The 494-nt window shown below is 52.6% G+C and carries 1 protein-coding gene; it reads right to left on the reverse strand.

Annotated elements, in window-relative coordinates:
* The coding region (locus SPM24T3_RS24135; protein ID WP_009639463.1) for a uroporphyrinogen-III C-methyltransferase at positions 1 to 494 on the reverse strand (494 nt) is incomplete at both ends.

The following is a 494-nucleotide window of genomic DNA, read 5'->3' on the forward strand; positions in this document are numbered from 1 at the left end:
ATTCTGCCGCCACTCACGCAGGGAAGAGGAGAGCGTATTGCTGTCTTCGTCCATTGGGCTGCCATCGCTGTCGTTATCTGCTATACGCAGGTTATCCACGCCGTTTGCAAGCTGATTTAATTGGAGAATAATACCATCGTAATCTATCTGGTTGATCGCCGACAGGCTGCTAATATCCTGAGTAAGGGCACGGCGCACTTCGAGCAGGCTGGGATCGTTCATATCGGCGAGGCTTTGATCGGCACTTTTGAGCAAGGCTGCGGCGGTAGTGACATCCTGATCACTCCATAATTTACGACCGGCGAGCTTCACCAGGTAGTCGGCCTGAGCCAGTAGCCAAGTATTGGCATCGTTGCCAGAAATGGTGGCGACTTTTTCTTTCAATTCCTCAATCTGTTGGCGCAAGGCGGCTTGTTGCTGACGTGCACTGTCTAATGCACTGGTTTGTGCCTGCAACTGCTGAACCAGCGTCTGCTTGTCGCTGTTGGCCTGCT

It is taken from the genome of Serratia sp. M24T3, assembly GCF_000257645.1.
Classification (GTDB): Bacteria; Pseudomonadota; Gammaproteobacteria; order Enterobacterales; family Enterobacteriaceae; genus Rouxiella.